Annotated in this window: 34 protein-coding genes; all 34 read right to left on the reverse strand. The window is 53.0% G+C overall.

What is annotated here, in order from left to right; genetic code table 11:
* Positions 1-9 precede the first annotated feature (9 nt).
* The 34 genes from rpsD to rplJ all read right to left on the reverse strand — a co-directional run bounded on the left by rpsD (position 10) and on the right by rplJ (position 25,818).
* Complete coding sequence (rpsD, locus tag METAL_RS15945) at positions 10-630, reverse strand: 30S ribosomal protein S4 (protein WP_005373918.1); 621 nt, start codon at positions 628-630, stop codon at positions 10-12.
* Positions 631-648: 18 nt separating this feature from the next.
* On the reverse strand, positions 649-1,035 hold the full coding sequence (gene rpsK, locus METAL_RS15950) for a 30S ribosomal protein S11 (RefSeq protein WP_005373919.1): 387 nt from the start codon (positions 1,033-1,035) through the stop codon (positions 649-651).
* A gap of 21 nt (positions 1,036-1,056) precedes the next feature.
* Positions 1,057-1,413, reverse strand: a complete 357-nt coding sequence (gene rpsM, locus METAL_RS15955) for a 30S ribosomal protein S13 (protein WP_005373925.1) — start codon at positions 1,411-1,413, stop codon at positions 1,057-1,059.
* Positions 1,414-1,490: 77 nt separating this feature from the next.
* Positions 1,491-1,604, reverse strand: a complete 114-nt coding sequence (rpmJ, locus tag METAL_RS21160) for a 50S ribosomal protein L36 (RefSeq protein ID WP_005373927.1) — start codon at positions 1,602-1,604, stop codon at positions 1,491-1,493.
* Between the two features lie 31 nt (positions 1,605-1,635).
* Complete coding sequence (gene secY, locus METAL_RS15960; protein WP_005373929.1) at positions 1,636-2,952, reverse strand: preprotein translocase subunit SecY; 1,317 nt, start codon at positions 2,950-2,952, stop codon at positions 1,636-1,638.
* Positions 2,953-2,958: 6 nt separating this feature from the next.
* Positions 2,959-3,393 carry a 50S ribosomal protein L15 gene (rplO, locus tag METAL_RS15965; protein ID WP_005373931.1) on the reverse strand — a complete coding sequence of 145 codons (435 nt, stop codon included), beginning with the start codon at positions 3,391-3,393 and terminating at the stop codon, positions 2,959-2,961.
* Positions 3,393-3,578 carry a 50S ribosomal protein L30 gene (gene rpmD, locus METAL_RS15970; RefSeq protein ID WP_005373933.1) on the reverse strand — a complete coding sequence of 62 codons (186 nt, stop codon included), beginning with the start codon at positions 3,576-3,578 and terminating at the stop codon, positions 3,393-3,395. Before rpmD ends, rplO begins: the two co-directional genes overlap by 1 nt.
* A gap of 3 nt (positions 3,579-3,581) precedes the next feature.
* Positions 3,582-4,091, reverse strand: coding sequence for a 30S ribosomal protein S5 (gene rpsE, locus METAL_RS15975; protein WP_005373935.1), 510 nt, complete (start codon positions 4,089-4,091; stop codon positions 3,582-3,584).
* Between the two features lie 9 nt (positions 4,092-4,100).
* A complete protein-coding gene (gene rplR / locus METAL_RS15980; protein WP_005373937.1) occupies positions 4,101-4,454 on the reverse strand; it encodes a 50S ribosomal protein L18 in 354 nt (117 codons plus the stop codon).
* Positions 4,455-4,463: 9 nt separating this feature from the next.
* Positions 4,464-4,997 carry a 50S ribosomal protein L6 gene (gene rplF / locus METAL_RS15985; RefSeq protein WP_005373939.1) on the reverse strand — a complete coding sequence of 178 codons (534 nt, stop codon included), beginning with the start codon at positions 4,995-4,997 and terminating at the stop codon, positions 4,464-4,466.
* Between the two features lie 12 nt (positions 4,998-5,009).
* Complete coding sequence (gene rpsH / locus METAL_RS15990) at positions 5,010-5,405, reverse strand: 30S ribosomal protein S8 (RefSeq protein ID WP_005373941.1); 396 nt, start codon at positions 5,403-5,405, stop codon at positions 5,010-5,012.
* A gap of 29 nt (positions 5,406-5,434) precedes the next feature.
* Positions 5,435-5,740 carry a 30S ribosomal protein S14 gene (gene rpsN / locus METAL_RS15995; RefSeq protein ID WP_005373943.1) on the reverse strand — a complete coding sequence of 102 codons (306 nt, stop codon included), beginning with the start codon at positions 5,738-5,740 and terminating at the stop codon, positions 5,435-5,437.
* 12 nt (positions 5,741-5,752) lie between these two features.
* The gene (gene rplE / locus METAL_RS16000) at positions 5,753-6,292 is read right to left on the reverse strand and encodes a 50S ribosomal protein L5 (protein WP_005373944.1); all 540 of its coding nucleotides are present in this window, start codon (positions 6,290-6,292) and stop codon (positions 5,753-5,755) included.
* Between the two features lie 11 nt (positions 6,293-6,303).
* Positions 6,304-6,621, reverse strand: coding sequence for a 50S ribosomal protein L24 (rplX, locus tag METAL_RS16005; protein ID WP_005373946.1), 318 nt, complete (start codon positions 6,619-6,621; stop codon positions 6,304-6,306).
* A gap of 14 nt (positions 6,622-6,635) precedes the next feature.
* Positions 6,636-7,004 carry a 50S ribosomal protein L14 gene (gene rplN, locus METAL_RS16010; protein ID WP_005373948.1) on the reverse strand — a complete coding sequence of 123 codons (369 nt, stop codon included), beginning with the start codon at positions 7,002-7,004 and terminating at the stop codon, positions 6,636-6,638.
* A gap of 38 nt (positions 7,005-7,042) precedes the next feature.
* Positions 7,043-7,306 (reverse strand): 30S ribosomal protein S17, encoded by a 264-nt coding sequence (gene rpsQ / locus METAL_RS16015; RefSeq protein ID WP_005373950.1) that lies wholly within the window; start codon positions 7,304-7,306, stop codon positions 7,043-7,045.
* Positions 7,307-7,308: 2 nt separating this feature from the next.
* A complete protein-coding gene (rpmC, locus tag METAL_RS16020) occupies positions 7,309-7,500 on the reverse strand; it encodes a 50S ribosomal protein L29 (RefSeq protein ID WP_005373951.1) in 192 nt (63 codons plus the stop codon).
* Positions 7,500-7,913: a 50S ribosomal protein L16 gene (gene rplP, locus METAL_RS16025; RefSeq protein ID WP_005373952.1), complete on the reverse strand. Its 414-nt coding sequence runs from the start codon at positions 7,911-7,913 to the stop codon at positions 7,500-7,502. The genes rpmC and rplP overlap by 1 nt, the downstream gene beginning before the upstream one ends.
* A gap of 19 nt (positions 7,914-7,932) precedes the next feature.
* Positions 7,933-8,604, reverse strand: coding sequence for a 30S ribosomal protein S3 (gene rpsC / locus METAL_RS16030; protein WP_005373954.1), 672 nt, complete (start codon positions 8,602-8,604; stop codon positions 7,933-7,935).
* A gap of 8 nt (positions 8,605-8,612) precedes the next feature.
* Positions 8,613-8,948: a 50S ribosomal protein L22 gene (gene rplV / locus METAL_RS16035; RefSeq protein WP_005373955.1), complete on the reverse strand. Its 336-nt coding sequence runs from the start codon at positions 8,946-8,948 to the stop codon at positions 8,613-8,615.
* Between the two features lie 7 nt (positions 8,949-8,955).
* The gene (rpsS, locus tag METAL_RS21165; RefSeq protein ID WP_005373958.1) at positions 8,956-9,228 is read right to left on the reverse strand and encodes a 30S ribosomal protein S19; all 273 of its coding nucleotides are present in this window, start codon (positions 9,226-9,228) and stop codon (positions 8,956-8,958) included.
* A 12-nt stretch (positions 9,229-9,240) separates the two neighbouring features.
* Positions 9,241-10,068, reverse strand: a complete 828-nt coding sequence (gene rplB / locus METAL_RS16040; protein ID WP_005373959.1) for a 50S ribosomal protein L2 — start codon at positions 10,066-10,068, stop codon at positions 9,241-9,243.
* Positions 10,069-10,108: 40 nt separating this feature from the next.
* Positions 10,109-10,408, reverse strand: a complete 300-nt coding sequence (rplW, locus tag METAL_RS16045; RefSeq protein WP_005373961.1) for a 50S ribosomal protein L23 — start codon at positions 10,406-10,408, stop codon at positions 10,109-10,111.
* Positions 10,405-11,025: a 50S ribosomal protein L4 gene (gene rplD, locus METAL_RS16050; RefSeq protein WP_005373962.1), complete on the reverse strand. Its 621-nt coding sequence runs from the start codon at positions 11,023-11,025 to the stop codon at positions 10,405-10,407. The genes rplW and rplD overlap by 4 nt, the downstream gene beginning before the upstream one ends.
* Before the next feature lie 3 nt (positions 11,026-11,028).
* Positions 11,029-11,679 (reverse strand): 50S ribosomal protein L3, encoded by a 651-nt coding sequence (rplC, locus tag METAL_RS16055; protein WP_005373964.1) that lies wholly within the window; start codon positions 11,677-11,679, stop codon positions 11,029-11,031.
* 19 nt (positions 11,680-11,698) lie between these two features.
* A complete protein-coding gene (rpsJ, locus tag METAL_RS16060) occupies positions 11,699-12,010 on the reverse strand; it encodes a 30S ribosomal protein S10 (RefSeq protein ID WP_005373966.1) in 312 nt (103 codons plus the stop codon).
* Positions 12,011-12,016: 6 nt separating this feature from the next.
* The gene (gene tuf, locus METAL_RS16065; protein ID WP_005373968.1) at positions 12,017-13,207 is read right to left on the reverse strand and encodes an elongation factor Tu; all 1,191 of its coding nucleotides are present in this window, start codon (positions 13,205-13,207) and stop codon (positions 12,017-12,019) included.
* A gap of 26 nt (positions 13,208-13,233) precedes the next feature.
* Positions 13,234-15,336, reverse strand: coding sequence for an elongation factor G (gene fusA / locus METAL_RS16070; RefSeq protein ID WP_005373970.1), 2,103 nt, complete (start codon positions 15,334-15,336; stop codon positions 13,234-13,236).
* Positions 15,337-15,363: 27 nt separating this feature from the next.
* Positions 15,364-15,834 carry a 30S ribosomal protein S7 gene (gene rpsG / locus METAL_RS16075; RefSeq protein WP_005373974.1) on the reverse strand — a complete coding sequence of 157 codons (471 nt, stop codon included), beginning with the start codon at positions 15,832-15,834 and terminating at the stop codon, positions 15,364-15,366.
* A 14-nt stretch (positions 15,835-15,848) separates the two neighbouring features.
* A complete protein-coding gene (rpsL, locus tag METAL_RS16080; RefSeq protein WP_005373976.1) occupies positions 15,849-16,226 on the reverse strand; it encodes a 30S ribosomal protein S12 in 378 nt (125 codons plus the stop codon).
* A gap of 188 nt (positions 16,227-16,414) precedes the next feature.
* The gene (rpoC, locus tag METAL_RS16085) at positions 16,415-20,620 is read right to left on the reverse strand and encodes a DNA-directed RNA polymerase subunit beta' (protein ID WP_342633114.1); all 4,206 of its coding nucleotides are present in this window, start codon (positions 20,618-20,620) and stop codon (positions 16,415-16,417) included.
* An 80-nt stretch (positions 20,621-20,700) separates the two neighbouring features.
* Complete coding sequence (rpoB, locus tag METAL_RS16090) at positions 20,701-24,777, reverse strand: DNA-directed RNA polymerase subunit beta (RefSeq protein ID WP_005373980.1); 4,077 nt, start codon at positions 24,775-24,777, stop codon at positions 20,701-20,703.
* 127 nt (positions 24,778-24,904) lie between these two features.
* Positions 24,905-25,279 carry a 50S ribosomal protein L7/L12 gene (gene rplL / locus METAL_RS16095; protein WP_005373982.1) on the reverse strand — a complete coding sequence of 125 codons (375 nt, stop codon included), beginning with the start codon at positions 25,277-25,279 and terminating at the stop codon, positions 24,905-24,907.
* Between the two features lie 44 nt (positions 25,280-25,323).
* Positions 25,324-25,818 carry a 50S ribosomal protein L10 gene (gene rplJ / locus METAL_RS16100; RefSeq protein WP_005373986.1) on the reverse strand — a complete coding sequence of 165 codons (495 nt, stop codon included), beginning with the start codon at positions 25,816-25,818 and terminating at the stop codon, positions 25,324-25,326.
* Positions 25,819-25,905 lie beyond the last annotated feature (87 nt).

The raw sequence follows: 25,905 nt of genomic DNA on the forward strand, positions 1-25,905 counted from the left end.
GAATGGTAATTATTTTGAGTACAACTCTACAACCAACTGTTCGTTGATATCGCTGCCCAAGTCGGCGCGATCCGGCAATGAGGTAAAAGTACCGGTCATCGTTTTAGAGTTAACTTCAACCCATGAAGGAAAGCCATATTGTTCGGTAACCGTCAGCGCATCGATAATACGCTGCTGCTTTTTGGCTTTCTCTTTCACGGAAATTACATCGCCTGGCGAAACCTGATACGAAGGCACATTGATAGTCGCTCCATTGATCAGAAAAGCCTTATGGCTGACCAATTGACGCGCTTCGGCTCGGGTAGATGCAAAGCCCATCCGGTACACGACGTTATCCAGGCGCGACTCGAGCAGATTCAATAAATTTTCACCGGTAGCGCCTTTTTTCTGATCGGCGATTTTATAATAATTGCTGAATTGTCTTTCCAGAACGCCATAGATTCTGCGCAGCCGCTGCTTGGCGCGCAACTGCATCGCGTAGTCCGAGTTCCGTGTGCGTTTGGTGCCATGCTGGCCGGGTCTTTGATCCAGCTTACATTTGCCTTCCAGGGATTTGCCCCGGCTTTTCAAAAACAGGTCAGTGCCTTCTCTGCGGCTCAGTTTGCAGGTAGGTCCGAGATATCTTGCCATGATTTACAACTCCAGAGACTATACGCGGCGTTTTTTGGGTGGACGGCATCCGTTATGAGGAATCGGAGTCACGTCGACAATATTGGTAATTTTGAAACCCAAGTTGTTCAGAGAACGAACAGCGGACTCACGACCCGGGCCAGGGCCCTTGATCATTACATCCAGGTTTTTCATGCCGTATTCCTGAGCGATGGTGCCTGCCTTCTCCGCAGCAACCTGCGCCGCGAACGGAGTGCTCTTACGCGACCCGCGAAACCCCGAACCGCCGGAGGTAGCCCAAGCCAGCGTATTGCCTTTTCTGTCTGTAATCGTAATGATGGTGTTGTTAAACGAAGCGTGAACGTGCGCGACGCCGTCAGCGACTTCTTTCTTGATGCGTTTTCTGGTACGAGCTGGACTAGCCATTTATTTAACCTCTGCCGGGAATTATTTCTTGATCGGTTTGCGGGGACCTTTACGAGTACGCGCATTCGTTCTCGTCCTTTGTCCTCTGAGCGGCAAACCACGGCGATGCCGTATTCCGCGATAGCAACCGAGATCCATCAAGCGTTTGATATTCATCGAAACTTCACGACGCAAATCACCCTCGACGGTCATCTTGGAAATGATGTTCCGCAACGTATCCAACTGTTCTTCGGACAGTTCCTTGATTTTAACAGATGGCAAAATGCCCGCTTCAGTGCAAATATTCTGCGCTGTTTTACGGCCAATGCCATAAATTGCGGTCAATGAAATTTCCGCATGCTTATGATCTGGTATATTTATCCCGGCAATACGCGCCATGTAGATATTCCCCTGAGTTCTATTCTTGAGTTAAGCGCCGAATTATAACACTCGTTGAATTACGGCACAAATAATTATTAACCTTGCCGTTGTTTGTGATTAGCGTCTTCACAAATCACTCTAACGACGCCATTTCTTTTTACGATTTTGCATTTTCTGCAAATTGCTTTAACCGAAGCTCGGACTTTCATTGGTTGACTCCTATTGGAAACTGAATTGAATTTATTTTTTCAGATTGGCTTTCTTCATCAGGCCTTCATACTGATGAGACATGATATGAGTTTGCATTTGCGAAATGAAATCCATAACCACGACCACGATAATTAAAAGTGATGTACCGCCAAAATAAAAAGGTACGTTCCAATAAAGAATCAAGAACTCAGGCAACAAACAGACTAGCGTGATATAGAATGCACCGATCAATGTCAGCCGGGTCATTACCTTGTCGATATAAGCGCTTGTTTGGATGCCAGGCCGAATGCCCGGCAAAAAGGCGCCTGATTTTTTCAAATTTTCGGCGGTTTCTTTTGAGTTGAATACCAGGGCGGTATAGAAAAAGCAAAAGAAAATAATCGCGGCCGCATAAAACATCACATACACCGGCTGTCCGGGAGACAACATCGTCGCGACATCGCGCAGCCAGGTCAAACCCTCACTGTTACCGAACCAGTTCGCAACGGTCGCCGGAAACAGAATGATGCTCGATGCAAAAATCGGGGGAATGACACCCGCCATGTTCAACTTCAAAGGCAAAAAGCTGTTTTGCCCGGCATACATTTTGCGTCCTTGCTGTCTTTTCGGATAGTTGATGAGAATCCGGCGCTGCCCTCTTTCGACGAAAACGACGATCGCGGTCACCGCTATCGTAATCAGAAACAGCAGAATGATGAACGCCCCATTCATTTCGCCGGTTCTAGCCAGCTCGAGAGTTCCACCCACCGCTTTCGGCAAACCGGAAACGATACCGGCGAAGATGATCATCGAAATACCGTTGCCGATACCGCGCTCGGTGACTTGCTCGCCAAGCCACATCAGAAAGATCGTACCGGTCACCAGGGTAATCGTGGTGATCGCGATAAAGCCAATACCTGGATTGATGACTACCGAAAGCCCGCCGGCGGTCTGGTTCTGCAACGCAACCGAAATACCGATGGCCTGAAACGAGGCCAAGGCTACCGTCCCGTAACGGGTATACTGCGAAATTTTGCGTCGGCCGGTTTCGCCTTCCTTCTTCATCTGCTCGACCGCAGGAATGATGATCGTCATCATCTGCATGATGATCGAGGCCGAGATATAAGGCATGATGCCAAGAGCGAACAGGCTTAATCGCATCAACGCACCGCCCGAGAACATGTTGAACATGTCCAGGATCGAGCCGCTCTGTTGTTCGAACATGATCTGCAGCGCTTTCGGATCAATGCCCGGCACCGGGATGTGCGAACCGACCCGATACACGAAAAATGCACCCAAAACGAACAAAAGCCGGGATTTCAGCTCAGACAGTCCGCCGGGTTTATTGGCTGATTCGTCTCTTGACATACGAGTTTATTCCTCTGCTTTGCCGCCGGCTGCCTGGATGGAAGCCAGCGCACCGCCCGTCACTTTCAAGCCCTTGAGGGTCACTGCACGGGATATTTCGCCCGACTTGATTACCTTCACGGTTTTGGTGAAAACAGGAACGATGTTACTGTCGATCAAGGTTTGTACGTCAATCACGTCAGCCTGCAAACCGTTCAACTCGTTGAGACGAACTTGGGCCGTAAACATCGCTTTACGCGATTTAAACCCGATCTTCGGCAAACGGCGCTGCAAAGGCATCTGACCGCCTTCGAAACCAACTTTATGAAAGCCGCCGGCTCTGGCTTTTTGACCTTTATGGCCGCGGCCGCAGGTTTTACCCAGGGTCGAGCCGATGCCGCGACCGACGCGCTTGGCTTTCTTGCGCGAACCCGGGCTCGCTTGAATGGAATTCAAAAACATTACCGCTCCTCGACTTTCAACATGTAAGCGATTTTCTTGATCATGCCACGGTTTTCGGGCGTATTCAGCACTTCAACCGTCTGGTTGATTCTGCTTAAACCTAAACCTTTCAGACATGCCTGGTGATTTGGCAAACGACCGTGTTTGCTTTTGATCATCGTGACGCTGAGTTTATTGCTGGTCATCGTTTATTGCCCCAAAATCTGTTCGATCGTCAAACCACGCTTCGCGGCAATATGATTCGGATTGTGCATCGAGGTCAATCCGTTGATCGTCGCCCTGACCACATTGATCGGATTGCTGGTGCCAATGCATTTCGCCAATACGTTGTGAATCCCGACGACTTCGAAAACTGCGCGCATTGCGCCACCCGCGATGATACCGGTACCTTCGGAAGCTGGCTGCATGAAAACTTTCGCGGCGCCGGTCGTATTCACGATCGGGTATTGCAGGGTGTCGCCCTTCAACGGAACCTTACGCATGTTTTTGCGCGCTTGTTCCAACGATTTTTGAATTGCGATCGGCACTTCGCGCGCTTTGCTGACGCCGTAACCAACGCGGCCTTCGCCGTCGCCGACCACCGTCAATGCGGTGAAGCCGAAAACACGTCCGCCTTTAACAACTTTTGCCACCCGTCTAACCGCGACGAGTTTTTCCTGCAGACCGTCAGTGCTGCCTTGTGTAGGTGCTGCTGCCATTGTAATCCCCTAAAATTTCAAACCGGCTTCGCGCGCAGCTTCTGCAAGCGCCTTCACACGGCCGTGATATTTAAAACCCGAACGATCGAACGCCACTTCGGTAATGCCGGCGGCCAACGCACGCTCGGCAATCACTTTGCCGACTTCGGCAGCGGCTTTGATATTGCCGGTGTAGCCGACCGCCGCCTTGATCGCCGCTTGATTGGTCGACGCGCTGGCCAAAGTGCTGTTACCGTCGCCGCTGATGATCTGGGCGTAGATATGCTGTGATGTTTTATGAACCGACAGACGGGTCGTACCCAGTCTCTTGATTTTGCTGCGCAATTTCAATGCGCGCTTCATACGACTATTCTTCTTTTCCATCACGCTACCTTACTTCTTCTTAGCTTCTTTACGGGCGACATTTTCATCCGCATAGCGAACGCCTTTACCTTTATAAGGCTCTGGCGGACGAAACGCTCTGATCTTCGCAGCCACCTCACCAACCAGTTGCTTGTCGGTGCCTTTGACCACGATATCGGTTTGACTTGGGGTTTCCACGGTAATGCCCGCAGGCACTTCAAAGTCGACCGGATGCGAGAAACCCAGCGCCAGGTTCAAGACACTGCCTTTCGCCTGCGCTCTGTAACCGACGCCGACCAAGGTCAGCTTCCTCTCATAGCCTACAGATACGCCCGTCACCATATTGCTGATGAGCGCACGGGCGGTGCCCGCTTGTGCAGTCGCTGCCTTGTCGTCTTTGTTCCATTCCATTTGGATGGTTTTATCGACAAAGTTGAAGCCGATCGCGGAATTAAATTGATAAGACAACTGACCTTTGCTTCCTTTGACGGTCAGGTTGTTGCCATCGAGTTTGACGTCCACGCCCTGTGGAATCGTCACTGGGGCTTTTGCAATTCTTGACATATCACGCCTATATTAGCAAACGGTACAAATCACTTCACCGCCATGTCCAATTGCACGAGCAGCTCGATCGGTCATTACACCATTGGATGTTGATACAATAGCAATACCCAAACCGCCAAGCACTTTTGGCAGTTCATCTTTCGACTTATAAATGCGCAAACCGGGTCTGCTAACTCTTTTGATGCTTTCGATTACAGGGGCGCCCCGGTAATATTTCAACACGATTGTCATCTCGGTGTGATTGCCGACGGTTTCGGTGCTGTAATCGGAAATATAGCCTTCTTCCTTCAAGACCTTCGCGATCGCGACTTTCAGCTTGGAAGAGGGTTGTTTAACTATTTTTTTGCCAGCTGCTTGACCGTTTCTGATCCGGGTCAGCATATCTGCAATAGGGTCTGTCATACTCATTTTCAATCTCCAAACATGATCCGGCAGAGTTACCAGCTGGCCTTGACCAGACCGGGTACGTCGCCGCGCATCGTGGCCTCTCTCAGCTTGTTGCGGCTGAGACCAAACTTACGGTAATAACCATGCGGGCGGCCCGTCAAATTGCACCGGTTGCGCACCCGAGAGAAGCTGGAGTCTCTTGGCAGTTTTTGCAGTTGCAGCTGGGCCGCTTCTTTTTCTTCGAACGTTGAATTCGGGTTTCTGATCGTCTCTTTCAAAGACTTGCGTTTTGCGCCGTATTTTTGCGCCAACTTTTTACGCTTGTCTTCGCGCGCTATCATTGACTTCTTCGCCATACCAATATCGCCTTAATTCTTAAATGGAAAATTGAACTGTTTGAGCAGCGCCAGACCTTCTTCATTGGTCCTGGCGGTGGTCGTAATGGTAATGTCCATACCGCGCAACATATCGATCTTGTCATAATCGATTTCAGGGAAGATGATTTGCTCCTTCACCCCCATCGAATAATTGCCACGGCCGTCGAAGCTCTTAGAGTTCAAGCCTCTGAAGTCGCGGATACGCGGGATTGCGATATTGATCAAACGATCCAGGAACTCATACATTCTGTCGCTGCGCAAAGTGACCTTGCAGCCGATCGGCATATCGTCACGGATCTTGAAGCCCGCGATCGACTTTCTGGCCAAGGTGATCACCGGTTTCTGACCGGAGATTTTTTCCATATCGGCAACCGCTGCCTGCAGAATTTTCTTGTCTGCAATCGCTTCGCCGACACCCATGTTCAAGGTGATTTTGGTAATACGGGGCGCCTGCATGATCGACTTGTAGCCGAATTGCTGCATCAGTGCAGGCAAAATTCTTTCTTTATATTCTGTCTGTAGTCTGGCCATGATATTACACCTTACGCATCAACAACTTCGTTCGTGGACTTGAAATATCTGACTTTCTTGCCATTATCCAGAAGTTTGATTCCGACACGTTCCGCTTTTTTAGTAGCAGGGTTATAAAGTCCGATATTGGAGATGTGGATCGGCATGTCTTTCGTGATAATGCCGCCCGTCACGCCCGCATTCGGATTTGGCCGTTGACTCTTTTTAACTTGATTGATGCCTTCAACCAGGACCTTATCATCTTTCAAAATTTTGCTTACGCGACCGGTTTTGCCTTTGTCTTTACCGGTACGAACGATCACTTCGTCGCCTTTTTTAATTTTTTGCATCGTCAAACCCTACCTTATAACACTTCAGGAGCGAGTGAGATGATCTTCATGAATTTCTCACCGCGGAGCTCACGGGTAACCGGCCCGAAGATACGGGTGCCCAGTGGCTGCAAGTTATTGTTCAGGATGACGGCGGCATTGTCGTCGAAGCGAATGACCGAACCATCGGATCTGCGCACGCCTTTGCAGGTGCGAACGACCAGGGCGTTGTAAACCTCGCCTTTTTTTACTCTCCCGCGCGGGATCGCATCTTTAATACTGACTTTGATGATATCGCCAATATTCGCATAGCGCCGGTGCGAACCGCCGAGTACTTTGATACACATGACCTTTTTTGCGCCGCTGTTGTCGGCGACCTCAAGGTTAGTTTGCATCTGAATCATGATAAATTCCCAGTTTTCTCAAATAAGGTTCGTGCTAATTATTTGTTAGCACTTTCTAAAACTTCTACCAGTTTGAAGGTTTTGTGTCTTGACAACGGACGGCATGAGGTAATCGAAACAACGTCGCCTTCCTGGCACACGTTGTTTTCGTCATGCGCCATCATCTTGGTCGATCTTTTGACGTACTTGCCGTAAACAGGATGCTTTACAACCCGCTCCACTAGAACGGTAATAGTTTTATCCATCTTGTTGCTGACGACGCGTCCGGTGATCGTCCGAACTTTGGTTTGATTTTCGCTCATACTTATGCGCCTTTCTTTTCGTTCAAAACGGTCTGAATCCGGGCCATTTCACGGCGAACCCGTTTCACTTCGGAAGGCTTGGACAATTGACCGGTACTTTTTTGCATTCTCAAATTAAAACGCTCGCGCGCCAAATCGAGCAGTAACGAATTCAGTTCGTCTTGGGTTTTTTGGCGTAATTCTGTGGCTTTCATTACATTATCGTCCGCGCGGTAAACAGTGTTTTCAATGGCAATTTTGCCGCCGCCAGGGTAAACGCTTCCCGTGCCAGTTCTTCACTCACACCTTGGATTTCGTAAAGCATCATGCCGGGTCTGACTTGAGCAACCCAGTATTCTACACTACCTTTACCTTTTCCCATACGAACTTCTAAAGGTTTTTTCGTAATCGGCTTGTCAGGGAAAACCCGGATCCAGATTTTTCCGCCCCGTTTGACGTGACGAGTAATCGCTCGGCGGCCGGCCTCAATCTGGCGCGCGGTCAAACGGCCGCGAGTAATCGATTTTAAGCCGAAGTCGCCAAAACTGACGGATGAACCCCGCACAGCCACTCCGTTGTTTCTGCCTTTGTGCTGTTTACGAAATTTTGTTCTTTTTGGTTGAAGCATGTCTCTGTTCCTTCAACGATTATTTTTTGGTTTCAGAATTAAGCGCGGCCTGATGCGCATCCATGTCGAATACTTCACCCTTGAAGATCCAGACTTTGATGCCGATCACGCCATAAGTGGTTTTCGCTTCCGCAGTCGCGTAATCGATATCTGCACGCAGCGTATGCAGAGGCACACGGCCTTCGCGGTACCATTCGCTGCGCGCGATTTCAGCACCGTTCAGACGACCGCCGACGTTGATCTTGATGCCTTCTGCACCCAGACGCATCGTGTTGGTCACTGCTCGCTTCATGGCGCGGCGGTACATGATGCGCTTTTCGAGCTGTTGAGCGACACCTTCCGCAACCAGTTGCGCGTCGAGCTCAGGCTTTCTGATTTCTTCAACGTTGACCTGGACGGGAATCCCCATCATCTTCGAAACTTCCTGCTTCAAGATTTCGATATCTTCACCTTTCTTGCCGATCACGATACCCGGACGCGCGGTGTGAATCGTGATATGGGCATTGTTGGCCGGCCGATTGATTTGAATCCGGCTCACCGATGCATGCGCCAGTTTCTTTTTGATGTAGTCTCTGACCTGCAAATCCTGATGCAGGAAGACCGAATAATCCTGGTTGTTCGCATACCATCTGGAATTCCAGTCTTTCACGATGCCCAGGCGAATGCCTACTGGATGTACTTTTTGACCCATTGTTACCCCTATGCCTTCTCTGCGACTTTAACTGTGATATGGCAAGTCCGCTTCAGGATATGGTTTGCACGTCCTTTGGCTCTTGCCTTAAATCTTTTCAAGGTCGCCCCTTCATCAACATAAACGGTAGACACTTTTAACTCGTCGATATCGGCGCTATCATTGTTTTCAGCATTCGCGATCGCGGACTCGAGCACTTTTTTCATGATCGCCGCGCCTTTCTTGGAGCTGAATTTCAACACGTTCAAGGCCTGATCCACCGGCAGTCCGCGGATTTGATCCCCAACCAGCCGGGCTTTCTGCGCCGACAAAGGCGCATTACTTAATTTTGCACTAGTTTCCATCTCTCACCTATTTGGATTTCTTGTCGGCCACATGGCCTTTGTATGTTCGAGTTGGGGCAAATTCGCCAAGCTTGTGGCCGATCATATTCTCGGAAACGAGTACCGGAACATGAAGGCGTCCATTATGGACCGCAATGGTTAAACCCAACATTTCGGGTACTATCATCGATCTTCTGGACCAGGTTTTAATTGGTTTCCGATTATTGCTGCTTACCGCATCTTCCACCTTTTTGATAAGGTGGTGATCAACAAAAGGACCTTTCTTAATTGAACGTGGCACGCTAATTCCTCACTATTTTTGCTTACGGCGTCTGACGATCATGTTGTCAGTCCGCTTGTTTTTTCTAGTCTTGTAGCCCTTGGTCGGCATACCCCATGGCGAAACCGGATGTCTGCCGCCGGAAGTACGGCCTTCGCCGCCGCCGTGCGGGTGATCAACCGGGTTCATGACCACACCGCGAACGGTCGGTCTGACACCGCGCCAGCGGGTTGCGCCGGCTTTACCGAGAGACGCCAGATTATGCTCCGAATTGGACACTTCGCCAATCACCGCGCGGCAATCCGCCAGTACTTTACGCATTTCGCCGGAACGCAGCCTCAAAGTGGCATGCGCGCCTTCGCGCGCCACCAATTGCGCCGATGTGCCCGCGCTTCTGGCCAACTGCGCACCTTTACCCGGCTTCAACTCGACGCAGTGTACGGTGGTGCCCAGAGGAATGTTGCGCAGCGGCATACAGTTGCCCGGCTTGACCGGCACGGTTTCGGAAGACAGCACTTCCTGGCCGACCGACAGGCCCTTAGGAGCAATGATATAGCGGCGCTCGCCGTCTTTGAACAAGACCAGAGCGATATTCGCGGTACGGTTAGGATCGTACTCGAGGCGCTCGACAACGGCCGGAATGTCGGTTTTATTTCTTTTAAAATCAATAATACGGTAGTGCTGCTTGTGACCACCGCCGACATGACGTGTTGTGATACGCCCTTGGTTGTTACGACCTCCCGTTTTGCTGTTTTTATCCAGCAATGGTGCATACGGCTTGCCTTTATGCAGATCGTCTGATTTGATCCGTACGACAAACCGTGAACCTGGTGATGTCGGTTTTGACTTTACAATCGCCATGTTAACTACCGTTTCCTAATTGATCTTTGTATCTGTTGAATTAAGCCGCGGAAAAATCGATGTCGTGGCCGGGTTTCAGCTTGACATAGGCCTTTTTCCAATCCGATTTTTTACCCAAGGTACGGCCGAAACGTTTTTGCTTGCCCTGCACATTCAGGACATTGACGTTGTCGACTTCGACATTGAACATTAGCTCCACCGCATCCTTGATTTGCTTTTTGGTGGCTTGCTTCAGGACTTTGAATACAATAATCTTGTTTACTTCGGCCTGCAGCGTGCTCTTTTCGGAAATGACCGGCGCGCGAATGACCGTCGTTAAATAATTTTGATGCGTACTCATGCTAAGTGCTCCTCGATTTTTTTCAGCGCACCTGAAGTCGCAATGACCTTTTCAGCCGACACCAGCAGCACCGGGTTCAGATTGTTCGCTTCAACGACTTCAATGTAAGGCACATTGCGAGAAGCCAGCGCCAGATTTTGATCGACCGAATCGACCACGATCAGAATACGGCGTGCGTCCAGCCCTTTCAGCTTGGCCACAAAATCCTTCGTCTTCGGCGAAGTCGGCAAAATGTCGTTCGCCACGACCAAGCGATCTTGTCTAAGCAATTCGGACAGGATCGAGCGGATGCCGGCGCGGAACATTTTCTTGTTCAACTTCTGCTCGTAGTTGCGGGGTCTTGCCGCAAACGCCACACCACCGGTACGCCAGATCGGGCTGCGGGTCGATCCCGAACGCGCCCGGCCGGTGCCTTTTTGTCGCCATGGCTTCATACCGCCGCCGCTCACTTCGGAGCGGGTCTTTTGCGCCTTGGTACCGGCTCTTTTGGCTGCCAGAAAGCGTGTGACGATCTGGTGGATCAACGTTTCGTTATAATCCCGACCAAAAACGGCCTCGTTGACTTCGACCTTGCCGGCCGTGTCTTGATCATTCAATGCAGGTACTTGCAAACCCATAACTTAACCTTTATTTTTCATTTTCGAGGCGGGCCTGATCACGACATCACCGCCCTTCGCGCCTGGCACAGCGCCCTTAACCAGAATCAAACGCCTTTCGGCATCGACCGCATGGACGGTCAGATTTTGCACGGTCGTCTTGACCGCACCCAGATGACCCGCCATCTTCTTGCCCTTAAAAACGCGGCCTGGCGTCTGGTTCATACCGACCGAACCGTGCACCCGGTGCGACACCGAGTTACCGTGGGTCGCATCCTGCATATGAAAGTTGTGGCGCTTGATCGCCCCGGCAAAACCTTTACCGATGCTGGTTCCCTGAACGTCCACGATTTGACCCGCGGAAAAAATATCCAAAGACAGTTCAGAACCGACAGAAATGCCTTCGCCTTCGCCGTCTTCGAGCCTGAATTCCCAAAGACCGCGACCCGCCGTCACATTGGCCGCCGCAAAATGACCGGCCATTGCTTTATTGATTCGCGATGATTTCACGTCGCCCACAGTCACCTGAACAGCGCGATAACCATCGTTTTCGATACCTTTAACCTGAGTGACCCGATTGGAGTCGATCTGCAGTACGGTTACCGGCACAGACGAGCCATCTTCGCAAAAAACCCTGGTCATACCGCACTTACGACCTATAAGACCTATTGACATCTGCCAATTCCTCTATCTTTTAATTCAACTTAATTTGAACATCCACGCCTGCGGCAAGATCCAGTTTCATCAATGCATCAACGGTCTTGTCGGTAGGCTCTACAATGTCCAGCAATCTTTTATAGGTTCTTAATTCGTATTGATCCCGGGCATCTTTATTGACATGCGGCGAGATCAAAATCGTGAACCGTTCTTTTTTAGTAGGCAACGGAATCGGCCCTTTGACTTGCGCACCGGTTCTTCTTGCAGTTTCTACTATTTCACCAGCCGATTGATCGATCAATTTGTGATCAAATGACTTCAAACGGATTCTGATTGTTTGATTTGACATTGTTTATTACTCGATAATAGAAGCCACAACGCCCGCACCGACGGTACGGCCGCCTTCGCGAATCGCAAACCGCAACCCTTCGTCCATCGCGATCGGCGAGATCAGGGTGATTTCGACGGCGATGTTGTCGCCCGGCATCACCATTTCGGTGCCTTCCGGCAGCTTGACCGCACCGGTCACGTCGGTGGTCCGGAAATAGAACTGTGGCCGGTAGCCATCGAAGAAGGGGGTATGACGACCGCCTTCTTCCTTCGATAACACGTAGATTTCCGCCTTGAACTGTTTGTGCGGCTTGATCGTGCCTTTTTGCGCCAGCACCTGGCCGCGCTCCACGTCATCGCGCTTGGTGCCGCGCAGCAGGATGCCGACGTTGTCGCCCGCCTGGCCTTGATCCAACAGCTTGCGGAACATTTCCACGCCGGTGCAGGTGGTGGTTTGGGTCGGACGGATGCCGACGATTTCCACTTCCTGACCGACCTTGATGATACCGCGCTCGACCCGGCCGGTGACGACCGTACCGCGACCCGAGATCGAGAACACGTCTTCGATCGGCATCAGGAAGGCACCGTCCACGGCGCGCTCCGGTAGCGGGATATAGCTATCCAGGGCGTCGACCAGTTTGATGATGGCGGGCACGCCTACTTCGCTTTGGTCGCCTTCCAGGGCCTTCAAGGCCGATCCGACGATGATCGGGGTGTCGTCGCCCGGGAATTCGTACAGGTCCAGCAGCTCGCGGATTTCCATTTCAACCAAGTCGATCAGCTCGGCATCGTCCACCATGTCCGCCTTGTTCAGGAACACCACGATGTAGGGCACGCCGACCTGGCGGGACAACAGGATGTGCTCGCGGGTTTGCGGCATTGGGCCGTCGGCCGCCGAGACCACCAGGATCGCGCCGTCCATCTGCGCCGCACCGGTAATCATGTTCTTCACGTAGTCCGCATGGCCCGGGCAGTCCACATGCGCATAGTGCCGGGCTGCCGATTGGTACTCCACGTGCGAGGTGGCGATCGTGATCCCCCGCGCCCGCTCTTCCGGCGCATTGTCGATCTGGTCGAACGCTTTGACTTCGCCGCCTTGCAGTTCCGCCATGACTTTGGTCAATGCCGCGGTCAAGGTCGTCTTGCCATGGTCGACGTGTCCGATCGTGCCGACGTTTACGTGTGGCTTGCTACGGGAAAATTTCTCTTTGGCCATGTGTCAATACCCTATTCTTTTAATATTCAAAATAATGAAGATTTTTTAATAATCGCATCCGCAATACTTGCCGGCGCCTCAGTGTACTTTTCAAATTGCATCGTATATGTCGCCCGTCCCTGAGTCGCCGACCGTAAATCGGTCGCATAACCAAACATTTCGGCAAGCGGCACTTCACAGCTGATTGCCTTGCCTGACGGCGTATCTTCCATGCCATGGATCACACCGCGCCGCCGGTTGATATCGCCGACCACATCGCCCATATAATCTTCGGGCGTGATCACTTCCACTTTCATGATCGGCTCAAGCAAGACCGGATCCGCCTTTCTCGCGCCTTCACGGAAACACATCGAACCGGCGATTTTAAACGCCATTTCGCTCGAATCGACATCGTGGTAGGAACCGTCAAATAAGGTCACCTTGACATCAAGAACCGGGTAGCCGGCCAACACACCACTTTTCAATTGCTCCTGCACGCCTTTATCGACCGCAGGAATGTATTCTTTCGGGACTATGCCACCGACAATGCCGTTCACGAACTGATAACCTTCACCCGGCTCCTGCGGCTCGATTCGCAGCCAGACATGACCGTATTGACCGCGCCCTCCGGACTGCCTGACGAACTTGCCTTCCTGCTCGACCCTTTTCCGTATCGTTTCGCGATAGGCCACTTGCGGCGCGCCGACATTCGCTTCAACATTAAACTCTCTGCGCATCCGGTCGACGATAATTTCCAGATGCAGCTCACCCATTCCCGAAATGATGATCTGCCCCGTTTCCTCATCCGTTCTGACGCGGAAGGAAGGATCCTCCTGGGCAAGTTTGCCGAGCGCAATGCCCATCTTTTCCTGGTCGGCCTTTGTTCTCGGTTCTACCGCCACGGAAATGACCGGCTCAGGGAAATCCATCCGCTCCAGCACGATTTTATGATCCTGATCGCACAAAGTGTCGCCAGTCGTAACATCTTTTAAGCCGATCGCAGCGGCAATGTCGCCCGCACGAACTTCCTTGATTTCTTCGCGGCTGTTCGCATGCATCTGCACCAACCGACCAATCCGTTCTCTGCGTCTTTTAACCGAGTTATAGACACTGTCGCCGGAATTCAGCACCCCGGAATACACTCTAAAAAACGTCAAAGCGCCGACAAAGGGGTCGGTCGCGATTTTGAAAGCCAAGGCGGCAAATGGAGCCTCATCGCTCGAGGGTCGCTCCGCTTCGGTTTCTTCGTCTTCCAGATGACCTTTAATTGCCACCACATCGGTTGGCGCCGGAAGGTATTCGATTACCGCATCCAGCATGGCCTGCACGCCTTTATTTTTAAAGGCGGATCCACAGAACGCCGGCATCAGCTTATTGGCTATCGTCTGCTGACGGATGCCCTGCTTGATTTCCTCATTCGTGAGCGTTTCTTCGAGCAGATACTTTTCCAGCAACTCTTCGCTGGCTTCGGCAGCGGCCTCGACCATATGCTCGCGCCACGTTTTACACTCTTCCAGCATATCGGGCGGGATGTCCCTCTCTTGGAAGGTCATCCCCATATTGCCTTCGTCCCAGTAGATCGCCTTCATCTTGATCAGATCGACCACGCCTTCGAAGCGGTCTTCAGCGCCGATCGGCAGTTGCATGGGCACAGCCAGACCTCCCAGCCTCGACTTGATCTGTTCGATCACCCGCAAGAAATTCGCTCCCGAGCGATCCATTTTGTTAACGAATACCAAGCGGGGGACATGATATTTATTCGCCTGTCGCCAAACCGTCTCCGACTGAGGCTCGACCCCGCCTACCGCACAAAAAACCGCACAGGCTCCGTCCAAAACCCTGAGCGAACGTTCGACCTCAATCGTGAAATCGACATGGCCAGGCGTATCAATAATATTGATACGGTGCTGCGGATACTGCTTTTTCATTCCGGACCAAAAGCAGGTCGTCGCCGCAGAGGTGATCGTAATCCCCCGCTCCTGCTCCTGCGCCATCCAGTCCATCGTCGCAGCCCCGTCATGCACCTCGCCTATCTTATGCGATACGCCGGTGTAATAGAGAATCCGTTCGGTAGTCGTGGTTTTCCCTGCATCAATGTGAGCCATGATACCGATATTACGGTATCGCTCTATCGGAGTCTTGCGAGCCACGGCTAAATTACGATCTGCAGTAACCGATTACCAACGATAATGCGAGAATGCCTTGTTCGCTTCCGCCATGCGGTGCGTATCTTCCCGCTTCTTCGCTGCAGCGCCGCGGTTTTCGTAGGCATCCAGCAATTCGCCCGCCAATTTGGCCGGCATGTTCTTTTCATTTCTTTTACGCGACGCGTCGATCAACCAGCGCATCGCCAATGCCACGCGGCGAGAGGGGCGTACTTCGACAGGCACCTGATAGGTCGCACCACCCACGCGGCGCGATTTCACTTCTACGCGGGGCTGTACATTTTCAAGCGCCTTAGACAAAACTTCCAGAGGTTCGCCATGGCCTTTGCTTTCGATCACATCCAGAGCGCCGTAAACGATGCCTTCCGCAATGGATTTCTTGCCGCTTTCCATGATCATGTTCATGAACTTGCTCAGCATCACACTGCCGTAACGCGGATCCGGAATGATTTCTCTTTTGGTAGCAACTCTTCTTCTAGACATAGCTTATCAACCTGTTATTTGCCTTTTGGCCGTTTGGTTCCGTACTTGGAGCGACCGCATTTTCTGTTATTGACGCCAGAAGTATCGAGACTGCCGCGCACGACGTGATAACGCACACCTGGCAAGTCCTTGACCCGGCCACCTCTAATCAAAACCACGGAGTGCTCTTGCAAGTTGTGGCCTTCGCCGCCGATGTAGCTACTGACTTCAGCGCCGTTGGTCAACCTAACCCGAGCCACTTTACGCAGCGCCGAATTCGGTTTCTTAGGTGTAGTGGTATAAACACGCGTGCAAACCCCCCGACGCTGCGGACAGGCTTCCAATGCAGGAACATTGGTTTTTTCGATTTTCTTGGCACGTGGCTTACGGACCAATTGGTTGATCGTGGCCATTTTCTAATTACTCCGATATCAATTAACTGCCAGATTATAAAAAAATAACCGCCTGGCTTTAGCGGGCCGGCGGTTATCGGTTTTTTCGACCTGACCAATCACGTTAGTTCATGTTAGCCGTTTATGATACTGACAAAGTTTAGCCAGGTCAAGACGAATTTACATTAAAATGTAATTTAACTCGGTACTTACAGATTCAGCGCCTGTTTGAGAGCCTCTTCCACATCGCTCGCATCGACTGCCGATGCCGCTTCGGATTCGACTACCTGGTACTGGGCAGCACGATTCTTTCGATTTTCGTGATAAGCCAGACCGGTTCCGGCCGGAATCAACCGACCCACGATCACGTTTTCTTTCAAACCTTGCAGACTGTCGCTCAAACCGCGAACCGCCGCATCGGTCAATACGCGCGTCGTTTCCTGGAACGAGGCGGCCGAAATGAACGATTCGGTTGCCAATGAAGCCTTAGTGATGCCCAACAAGACCGGCTCGAAACTAGCCGGAATCTTGCCTTCGGTTTCCATCCGATCATTCTCTTCACGTAGCGCGGCACGCTCGACTTGATCGCCTTTCAGGAAGGAGGTATCACCGGAAGCGGTAATCTCGACTTTTCTCAGCATCTGGCGAATGATGGCTTCGATGTGTTTGTCGTTGATTTTTACCCCTTGCAGACGGTAAACGTCCTGAATTTCCTTGACCAGATAATTCGCCAGCTCTTCAACACCGCGCAGACGCAGAATGTCGTGCGGGGTCAATTCGCCTTCGGCGATCGTTTCACCCTTTTCGACATATTCGCCCTCGAATACGGTGATATGGCGCCACTTCGGAATCAGGGTTTCCACCTGTTCGCCGGCCGCATCGGTAATGATCACGCGCTGTTTGCCTTTGGTTTCCTTGCCGAAAGACACGGTTCCGCTCGTTTCGGCCAGGATCGCCGGATCCTTGGTCTTGCGGGCCTCGAACAAGTCCGCAACGCGCGGCAGACCGCCGGTAATGTCACGGGTTTTCGAAGATTCCTGCGGAATTCTGGCCAACACGTCGCCGACCTTCACCTCACCGCCGTCTTTGATGCCGACGATCGCGCCGGCCGGCAGAAAGTACTGCGCGGGAATTTCGGTTCCCGGCAAGAAGATCGCTTCGTCGGCGGCACCGATCAGCTTAACCATCGGACGCAATTCCTTGCCCGCACTGCCGCGCTGCTTCGGATCGGTAACCACCAACGAGCTCAGACCGGTCACTTCGTCCGAGATTTTTTGAACGGTGACACCTTCGTTGAAATGCTCCAGTTTGACGACACCGTCTACTTCGGTAATGACCGGGTGCGTATGCGGATCCCAGGTGACGATGATGTCGCCCGTGTTCACGCGGCCGCCTTCCTGCACCGACAGCACCGAACCGTAGGGAATCTTGTAGCGCTCCCGCTCACGGCCGTAATCGTCGACCACGCCGACTTCACCCGAGCGAGAAACCGCCACTAGATTGCCCTCGCGATTCAAGACCGATTTCAGGTTGCTCAAACGGACCGTACCGGACGATTTGACCTGTACGTTGCTGATCGCCGCCGACCGGGAAGCCGCACCGCCGATGTGGAAAGTCCGCATCGTCAACTGCGTACCGGGTTCGCCGATCGACTGCGCCGCGATCACGCCGACCGCTTCGCCGATATTGACCAGATGGCCGCGGCCCAGGTCGCGTCCGTAGCAGGCCGCGCAGACGCCATAACGGCTTTCGCAGGTAATGATCGAACGCACCAGTACCTGGTCGATGCTCTGCTCTTCGAGCACGCTGACCCAATATTCGTTCAACAGCGTACCGGCCGGAACGACAACTTTTTCGCCGCTCGCCTCCATCACGTCTTTTGCCGCGACACGACCCAGCACACGCTCGGACAGCGGTTCCACCACATCGCCACCTTCGATGATCGGCATCATGATCAAACCGTTTTCGGTACCGCAATCCTCACCGGTAATGACCAGATCCTGAGCCACATCGACCAGCCGCCGGGTCAGGTAACCCGAATTCGCGGTTTTCAGCGCGGTATCGGCCAGACCCTTCCGGGCACCGTGAGTCGAGATAAAGTATTGCAATACGTCCAGACCTTCACGGAAGTTTGCGGTGATCGGTGTTTCGATGATCGAACCGTCCGGCTTCGCCATCAACCCCCGCATCCCCGCCAGCTGGCGAATCTGCGCCGCGGAACCCCGGGCGCCCGATTCGGCCATCATGAAGATCGAATTGAACGATTTCTGCTTGACCATTTCGCCATCGGCATTCATCACGCTCTCTTCGCCGAGACCGTCCATCATCACCTTCGCGACCTGATCGTTCGCATGGGACCAGATGTCGACAACCTTGTTATAGCGCTCGCCGTCGGTCACCAAACCGGATGCGTACTGGCTTTGAATCTCGCTGACTTCCGCTTCGGCAGACGTGATGATATCGACTTTCTTTGCCGGAATCGCCATGTCTTCGACGCCGAACGACACGCCGGCGATCGTCGCGTAACGGAAACCGAGATACATCAGCTGGTCCGCCAGGATAACCGTATCCTTGTTGCCGAGGTAGCGGTAGCAGTAGTTGATCAGGCGCGAGATGTTCTTTTTGGTCATGTCGCAGTTGACCAATTCGAACGGCATCAGCTCGGGCACGATGTCCCAGATCAGTGCGCGGCCGACCGTGGTTTCGACGCGATGAGTCTTTTCGATGATCTCTCCGTTTTCGGCTTTGGTTCTTTCAGTGATCCGCAGTTGAATCTTCGACTGCAGTTCCACCGTTTTTTCCATCAGTGCTTTTTGTACTTCACCGACACTGACGAAGATGCCGCCTTCGCCTTTCGCATTGACTTTTTGCCGGCTGATGTAATACAGCCCCAACACCACGTCCTGAGACGGATTGATGACCGGCTCGCCGTTCGCGGGCGAGAGGATATTGTTGGTCGCCATCATCAGCGTTCTGGCTTCGAGCTGCGCTTCGAGCGACAGCGGGATGTGCACCGCCATCTGGTCGCCGTCGAAATCCGCGTTGAACGCACTACATACCAAAGGATGCAGCTGAATCGCCTTACCTTCGATCAGAATCGGCTCGAACGCCTGAATACCCAGACGGTGCAGAGTCGGCGCACGGTTCAGCAGGATCGGATGCTCGCGGATCACTTCCTCTAAAATATCCCACACCTCGGCGCCTTCGCGCTCGACCATCTTCTTGGCCGCCTTGATCGTGGTCGCATGGCCGCGGAACTGCAGCTTGCTGAAAATAAAAGGTTTGAACAATTCCAGCGCCATTTTTTTCGGCAGACCGCACTGATGCAGGCGCAAGGTCGGACCGACCACGATTACCGACCGGCCGGAATAGTCGACCCGCTTCCCGAGCAGGTTTTGCCGGAAACGCCCCTGCTTGCCCTTGATCATGTCGGCCAGGGATTTCAAAGGACGCCGGTTGGTGCCGGTAATCGCCCGGCCGCGGCGGCCGTTATCGAGCAAGGCATCGACCGATTCCTGCAGCATCCGCTTTTCGTTGCGCACGATGATGTCCGGCGCATTCAGATCCAGTAGGCGGTTCAAACGGTTGTTCCGGTTGATCACGCGGCGGTACAGATCGTTCAGATCGGATGTCGCGAAACGGCCTCCGTCGAGCGGCACCAAGGGGCGCAGCTCCGGCGGCAATACCGGCAGCACTTTCAGGATCATCCATTCCGGCCGGTTGCGTGAACTCAGCAGGGAATCGATCACCTTGAGGCGCTTCGAATATTTCTTGATCTTGGTCTCGGAATTGGTCGAATTGATTTCCTCGCGCAACACATTGACCTCTTCCTTCAGGTCGATTGCCTTGAGCAAGTCGTAAATCGCCTCGGCGCCCATTTTCGCAACGAAATCGTCACCGTGCAGCTCGACCGCGTCGAGATATTCGTCGTCGGTCAACAATTGACCCTTGTTCAACGGCGTCAAGCCCGGATCCAACACCACGAAGGATTCGAAATACAGGACGCGCTCGATCTCGCGGAGCGTCATGTCGAGCAGCAGCGCAATCCGCGACGGCAGCGATTTCAGGAACCAGATGTGCGCAACAGGACTTGCCAGCTCGATGTGACCCATCCGCTCGCGGCGGACTTTCGACAGCGTGACTTCGACGCCGCATTTCTCGCAGATGACGCCACGGTGCTTCAGGCGCTTGTATTTCCCGCACAAACATTCGTAGTCGCTGACCGGTCCGAAGATCTTCGCGCAGAACAGGCCGTCGCGCTCCGGCTTGAAGGTGCGGTAGTTGATCGTTTCAGGTTTTTTGACTTCTCCATAGGACCAGGCACGGATCATGTCGGGAGATGCCAAGCCAATCCGGATACCGTCGAAATCTTCGGCCCGGCCTTGACGCTTCAAAAAATTCATTAAATCTTTCAAGAGTTTATCCTCTTTAAATTTAAATAAGTCCCGGACGCAGGGTTCCGGGACAGGCTACCGGTTATATGCCAAGCTGGCGTTTAATCGCGTTCCAATTCGATATTGACCGCCAATGAACGGATTTCCTTGATCAATACGTTGAACGATTCCGGCATGCCGGCATCCATCTTGTGGTCGCCGTCGACGATATTCTTGTACATCCGGGTCCGGCCGGTCACGTCGTCGGACTTGACCGTCAGCATTTCCTGCAAGGTATAAGCCGCGCCGTAAGCTTCGAGTGCCCAGACTTCCATTTCCCCGAAACGCTGGCCGCCGAACTGGGCTTTGCCGCCCAGCGGCTGTTGCGTAACCAGGCTGTAGGGACCGGTCGATCTCGCATGCATCTTGTCGTCGACCAGGTGGTTCAGTTTCAGCATGTACATGTAGCCGACTGTGACTTCGCGCTCGAACGCTTCCCCTGTCAGGCCGTCGTACAACACGGTCTGCCCGTGTTCCGGCAGATCCGCCAGCCTGAGCATGGTACGAATGTCTTCCTCGGTCGCACCGTCGAAGACCGGCGTCGCCATCGGCACGCCGCCGACCAGATTTTGCGCCAATTCCAGGATCTCTTTATCCGAGAAGGAGCCCAGATTTTCTTTCCGGCCGCTCGAATTATAAATCTTGTCCAGATACTCGCGAATCTCGTTGATCTTGGCTCTCGCTTCGAGCATCTTGCCGATCTTGATGCCAAGCCCTTTCGCGGCCCAGCCCAAGTGGGTTTCGAGCACCTGGCCGACGTTCATCCGCGACGGTACGCCGAGAGGGTTCAACACGATGTCGACCGGATTGCCGTCGGCGGTATAAGGCATATCCTCGACCGGACGAATCATCGAGATAACCCCTTTGTTTCCGTGCCGGCCCGCCATCTTGTCGCCCGGCTGGATGCGCCGCTTGACCGCCAGATACACCTTGACCATTTTCAATACACCGGGCGGCAGATCGTCGCCCATCGTGATTTTCCTGCGCTTATTTTCGAATTTTTCATCGAATGCCTTGCGCTGCTGCTCGATTTGTTCGGCTGCCGCTTCGATCTGCACGTTGATGTCTTCGTCTTTCATCCGGATCTTCAGCCAGTCCGAATGTTTCAATCCGGCCAGATAATCCGCGGTCACTTCGCTGCCGGCCTTCAAATGCCCAGGGCCCGATTGAGCGAGCTTGCCGGTAATCGCCTTGGCGATCCGCGCATAGATGTCGCCTTCCAGAATTTTCAGCTGGTCATCCAAGTCCTTCCGGTAACGCTTGATTTCGGCGTCTTCGATCTCCAGCGCACGCTTGTCTTTCTTGACGCCGTCGCGGGTAAAGACTTGCACGTCGATCACGGTGCCTTCGATGCTGCTCGGCACACGCAACGAGGTATCCTTCACATCCGCCGCCTTCTCGCCGAAAATCGCGCGCAGCAATTTTTCTTCCGGCGTCAGTTGGGTTTCACCCTTCGGCGTCACTTTACCGACCAGAATGTCGCCCGGCTTCACTTCGGCGCCGACATAGACGATTCCGGATTCATCTAATTTTGACAACGCTTCTTCACTGACGTTCGGAATATCGGCAGTAATTTCTTCAGGGCTGTGCTTGGTATCGCGTGCGACACAGGTCTTTTCTTCGATGTGAATCGTGGTGAAGCGATCCTCCTTCACGACACGTTCGGAAACCAGGATCGAATCTTCGAAGTTATAGCCATTCCACGGCATGAACGCGACCAGCATGTTCTGGCCAAGCGCCAATTCGCCCAAATCGGTCGACGGACCGTCAGCCAGGATGTCTCCTTTTTTGACGATGTCCCCCGGTTTGACCAGCGGCTTCTGGTTGATGCAGGTATTCTGGTTCGAGCGCGTATATTTGGTCAGATTGTAAATATCGACACCCGGCGCACCGGTTTCGGTTTCGGTGTCGTTCACACGCACCACGATTCTGGCCGCATCGATCGCTTCGATGCTGCCGCCGCGCGTCGCCACCACCGCAACACCGGAGTCTTTCGCGACGGTCCGTTCCATGCCGGTGCCGACCAGCGGTTTTTCCGCGCGCAACGTCGGCACGGCCTGGCGCTGCATGTTCGATCCCATTAACGCGCGGTTCGCGTCGTCGTGTTCGAGGAACGGAATGATCGAGGCCGCGACCGAAACGATCTGTTTCGAGGACACGTCCATATACTGCACGGTGTCGGACATCGCCAGCGTAAATTCGTCCTTGTGACGGCAGGATACCAAACCTTCGATCAGCTTGCCGTTTTCGTCGACCGGAACACTCGCCTGCGCGATCACGTATTCGCCTTCCTCGATCGCGGACAGATAGTCGACCTGGTCGGTGACCTTGCCGTCCACCACCTTACGGTAAGGCGTTTCCAGGAAGCCATATTCGTTGGTCCGGGCATAGACCGACAACGAGTTGATCAACCCGATATTCGGACCTTCCGGCGTTTCGATCGGACAAACCCGGCCGTAGTGCGTGGTATGCACGTCGCGCACCTCGAAACCCGCACGCTCGCGCGCCAGACCGCCGGGACCCAGCGCCGATACCCGGCGCTTGTGGGTCACCTGCGACAGCGGATTGTTCTGATCCATAAACTGCGACAGCTGGCTCGATCCGAAGAATTCCTTGACCGCCGCCGAAACCGGTTTCGCATTGATGATTTCCTGCGGCATCAGGCCTTCGGAATCAGCCAGGGTCAAGCGTTCCTTGACCGCGCGCTCGACGCGCACCAAGCCGACGCGGAACTGGTTCTCGATCATTTCGCCGACCGACCGCACGCGCCGGTTGCCCAAATGGTCGATGTCGTCGACATTGCCGTTGCCGTTCCGGATATCGATCAGTTCTTTCAGGACATCGATGATGTCTTCCTTGCTCAGCGTGCCGGGACCGGTGATTTCGGTCCGGCCCAGACGGCGGTTGAATTTCATCCGGCCGACTGTCGACAAATCGTAGCGTTCGTCGGTAAAAAACAGATTCTGGAACAGGTTTTCAGCCGATTCTTTGGTCGGCGGCTCGCCGGGACGCATCATCCGGTAAATTTCGACCAATGCCTCCATCTGGTTGGTCGTAACGTCCAGGCGCATTGCGTTCGAAATATACGGACCTCTGTCCAGGTCATTCACGAACAAGGTGTCGATCTCGCTGATGCCGTGCTCGATGAAGCGCTCAATCGCGGCCAGCGTCAGCTCGTCGTTGACGCTGGCCAGCAATTCACCGGTCGAGTGGTCGATAATATTGCTGGCAAGAATCTTGCCGACCAGATAGTCTTTCGGTACCGCAACTTGAGTCAGCCCCGCCGCCAGCATCTGGCGGATATGCTTGCTGGTGATGCGGCGGCCTTCTTCGACGATCACCTGGTCGCCGTGCCTGATATCGAATGCCGCGATTTCGCCGCGCATTCTTTCAGGCACGACATGGAACAGCACCTGATCGGCGCTGATCGTAAATTTGTTCGTTTCGAAGAAGATCTTGATGATCTCTTCGTTATCCATACCCAGCGCTCTGAGCAGAATCGTCGCCGGGATTTTTCGACGGCGGTCGATACGCACGTACACGCAATCCTTGTGGTCGAACTCGAAGTCCAGCCAGGAGCCGCGGTAAGGAATGATGCGCGCGTTGAATAACAGCTTTCCGGACGAGTGGGTTTTACCCTTGTCGTGATCGAAGAACACGCCGGGCGAACGGTGTAATTGCGAAACGATGACTCGCTCGGTGCCGTTGATCACAAACGTCCCGTTTTCGGTCATTAAAGGAAGTTCGCCCATGTAAACTTCCTGTTCACGAATGTCCTTGACCACTTTAGCGGTTGCAGGCGCATCTTTGTCGTAAATAACCAGCCGGACCAATACTCTCAGAGGCGCCGCAAAGGTCGCGCCGCGCTGTTGGCATTCGCGGACATCGAATACAGGCTCGCCCAAGCGATAGCTGACATATTCCAGCACGGCATAGCCGGAATGGCTTTCAATCGGAAATACGCTCGAAAAAGCGGCATGGAGGCCGATATTGGCGCGTTTTTGAGGAGAAGCGCCCGATTGCAGGAAACTGGCGTATGAATTAATCTGGGTGGCTAAGAGATATGGCACGTCAAGTACTTCGGTACTTTTGCCAAAATTGTTACGGATACGCTTTTTTTCGGTAAAAGAGTAGGACATATCGATTCCAAACCTTTTCGTCATAGACTGTTTTTACTGTTTTTCGACTGGAAACAGTAAAAGGCCGGTGGTAATTCTACCACCAGCCGTACTCATTTGGCTTGCGCCGGATTTTGATCAAATGCAATTATTTGATTTCGACGGTTGCGCCTGCATCGAGCAATTGCTTCTTGAATTCTTCGGCTTCGGCTTTCGATACGCCTTCCTTCAAAGTAGTCGGTACGCCTTCTACCGCGTCTTTTGCTTCCTTCAGGCCCAAACCGGTGATACTGCGAACCGCTTTAATGACGCCAACTTTATTCTCGCCGAAACCAGTCAAGATGACATCGAATTCGGTTTGCTCTTCAACCGCTGCCGCGGCACCGCCTGCCGCCGGAGCTGCTGCCACTGCAACCGCTGCGGTCACACCGAATTTTTCTTCCATCGCTGAAATCAAATCAACGATTTCCATCACGGTCATGTTCGCAACCGCATCCAGGATGTCTTCTTTTGTTACTGCCATCTTAATATACCTCTAAAAATTTGTGTAAACGGGTGAATTCAAGCTTATGCCGCTTCTTTCTGGTCTCTGATCGCCGCCAAGGTACGTGCCAGTTTGCTGACCGGCCCTTTCATGACCGACATCAGCATCGCGATGCCTTGTTCGCGGTTCGGCAAGCTCGCCAAACGCGCCAGCTCGGACGGGCCATAGGCCTGACCGCCGATCGCCACGACTTTAGTGATTAACTTGTCATGCGTTCTGGCAAATTCGTGAATCAATCGCCCTGCCGAACCTGGATCTTCCATCGAAAATGCCAACAATAACGGACCGACAAGCCCGGATTGCATGCATTCGAATTCGGTTCCGGCGACTGCGCGTCTTGCCAGGGTGTTCTTGACCACTCGCAAATATACGCCCGTCTCTCTCGCGGTCTTACGCAATTCGGTCAGTTCCGTTACGGTCAGACCACGATATTCTGCAGCGATGGCAGAATGAGCTTTAACGGCATATTCAGCGACTTCTTCGACAACAGCTTTTTTGCCGTCTAAATTGAGTGCCACAGCCTACCTCCGGTAAGTTGCTGGATTAAGTTGCCCAGCGTGATAAAACGCATCCGTTGGGATGCACCTCACGGACCCTTTCCCCAA

The organism is Methylomicrobium album BG8 (assembly GCF_000214275.2).
In the GTDB taxonomy this organism is placed as follows: Bacteria; Pseudomonadota; Gammaproteobacteria; order Methylococcales; family Methylomonadaceae; genus Methylomicrobium; species Methylomicrobium agile.